We start from the raw sequence: 2,442 nt of genomic DNA, 5'->3' as shown, positions 1-2,442 counted from the left end.
AGCCTGCCAAATACTGCCACCGGCAAGCAGCAGTCCCAAAGCCAGCAGCCACGCGGCTCCCAACGCCAGCCAGCTGCCGCTCTCCCCCACGCTGCGGTGCAGCGCCAGGGCCAACAGCCCGCCCAGCAGTCCGCCGCCCTCCGGCAGCGTATGGGGCGTCAGTTCTTGGTTTACAGGTATAAAAACATGATGAGCTGTGCCTAAAAGGCACAGCATCACCAAAAATATTCCCAGTGTTTTTTTGTGAAAAACGGGGATTTTGCCGTCCCAAAATAATTTCCAGGACAGCAAAAAGCAGCTGGCAGGCAATAAAAGGACGCATCTGCCCAAAAGATAGGACTGAAATTTGGCGGCAAAGCCCACTATGCCGTTTTCTGTTCCGGCAATAAAAGCCGCCGCCGAGGCAGCGCCCGCTGCCAGCAAGAAGCCGCTCGCCCACAAGGCGGAGCCAGAACCACTATTCTGTTTTTGCTTCTGTTTGCTTTTATCCCTAAACAATTTTTATCTCCTCAAGCTTATCGGCGTCGTTTAAATTTCCATGATAATCGGTAAAATCATAGGACGGCGGCGCGTTCTTTCATACAGGAAGCGTCCCAAGCTGTCGCGCACGGTGGATTTAATAGTCGGCCATTCGGAAACGCCGTTTTCCTCGCAGCGCTCCAAGGCCAGCTGCACCTTATCGCGAGCCTCGTCCATCAGTCCTTCGGCCTCGCGCACATACACAAAACCGCGGGAAACGATATCCGGGCCGGAAACTACGCGGCAGGTTTCCTTCTCGATAGTCACTACCACAATCATAATACCGTCCTGAGAAAGCTGACGGCGGTCGCGCAGAACGATATTGCCTACGTCGCCCACGCCCAGACCGTCCACCAGCACCTTGCCGGAAGGCACCCGGCCGTTAATGCCGATGCTGTTCTTCGTTAATTCAATAATGCAGCCGTTTTCACCGATAACAATATTTTCCTTAGGCATGCCCAAGCTTTTGGCAATGTTGGCATGCTTAATCAAATGCCGGAACTCGCCGTGCACGGGAACGAAGAATTTCGGACGCACCAGATTGTGCATAAGCTTAATTTCTTCCTGGCTGGCGTGACCGGAAACGTGTACGCCGTTGCTCTTTTCGTAAATTACCTCAGCGCCCAGCTTATACAAATGGTCGATAGTACGGGAAACCAGCTTTTCGTTGCCCGGAATCGGCGTAGCGGAAATAATTACCGTATCGCCCGGCATAATGTCCACCTTTTTATGGTCGCTCATAGCCATGCGGGTCAAGGCGCTCATAGGCTCGCCCTGACTGCCGGTGGTAATAATAACGATCTTGTCCGGAGTATAGTTATGCGTTTCGTCAATATCGATAATCTCACCGTCGGGAGCCTTCAAATAGCCCAGCTCCTTGGCGATGGTAACGACGTTAACCATGCTGCGGCCGATAACCGCCACCTTGCGGTCGTATTTCATAGCGGCGTCGATAACCTGCTGAATACGGTGCACATTGGACGAGAAGGTAGCCACGATAATGCGGTTCTTGGCGTAACGAAATTCATCGTCAAAGGTCTTGCCCACCATCTTTTCACTGGGAGTAAAGCCGGGACGCTCGGCGTTGGTGCTGTCGGCCAGCAAAGCCAGCACGCCGCGGTCGCCGTATTCCGCGAATTTATTAAATTCAGTTACCTGCCCATCCACGGGCGTATGGTCTATCTTAAAGTCGCCGGTATGAATAATCGTACCGATGGGAGTGTTGATAGCGATAGCTACCGCGTCGGGAATGCTGTGGTTGACGCGGATAAAATCCATTTTGAAGGCTCCGGCCGTAATCTTATCGCCGGGCTTAATTGTGTGCAAATTTTCCGAGCCGACGCCGTTTTCCTTCAAACGGCCCTGCAAAATGCCAAGAGTAAGTGCGGTACCATAAACGGGAACGTCAATTTGCTTCATTACATAGGGCAGCGCGCCAATGTGGTCCTCATGTCCGTGAGTCAAAAAGATGCCCTTTAGTTTGTCCTTATTTTCCAATAAATATGTAATATCGGGAATGACCAGATCGATGCCCAGCATATCGTCCTCAGGGAACATTAAGCCTGCATCGATTAAAATCATATCGTCGCCATAACGAAAGACGGTCATGTTTTTACCAATTTCGCCCAAACCGCCTAACGGGATTATCTGAACCTTATGTTGAAATTTTCCCAAAAAAAATACACCTCCATGTTTTGTTTTGCATTATATCCGTACAAATGTAGAACTTTTATTATTGATACTGTGTCCGCACACATACTCTCTTTTATATTATACACTAAAGATAGGCTTATGACAAATAGTCAGCATTTAATTTTGTAAAAAATCAGTGACAGAGCAAAAACTCCCCCAGCAATCGCCGGGGGAGTCAGACTGTCGAAAAAGGTCGCCGAGAGGCGGCCTTTTTTGGTATAATAAAATAGG

General features: G+C 50.0%; 2 protein-coding genes. Both read right to left on the bottom strand.

Annotated elements, in window-relative coordinates; translation table 11 throughout:
* On the bottom strand, window positions 1-498 hold a 498-nt coding region (locus tag QZ105_RS10385; protein WP_293729846.1), incomplete at its 3' end, for a DNA translocase FtsK 4TM domain-containing protein.
* 30 nt (window positions 499-528) lie between these two features.
* Window positions 529-2,193, bottom strand: coding sequence for a ribonuclease J (locus QZ105_RS10380; protein WP_293729845.1), 1,665 nt, complete (start codon window positions 2,191-2,193; stop codon window positions 529-531).
* Window positions 2,194-2,442 lie beyond the last annotated feature (249 nt).

Source organism: uncultured Phascolarctobacterium sp., from assembly GCF_905212365.1.
Classification (GTDB): Bacteria; Bacillota; Negativicutes; order Acidaminococcales; family Acidaminococcaceae; genus Phascolarctobacterium_A.
Note: the sequence above shows the minus strand (reverse complement) of the source record. Positions and strands in the feature narration are given on the sequence as shown.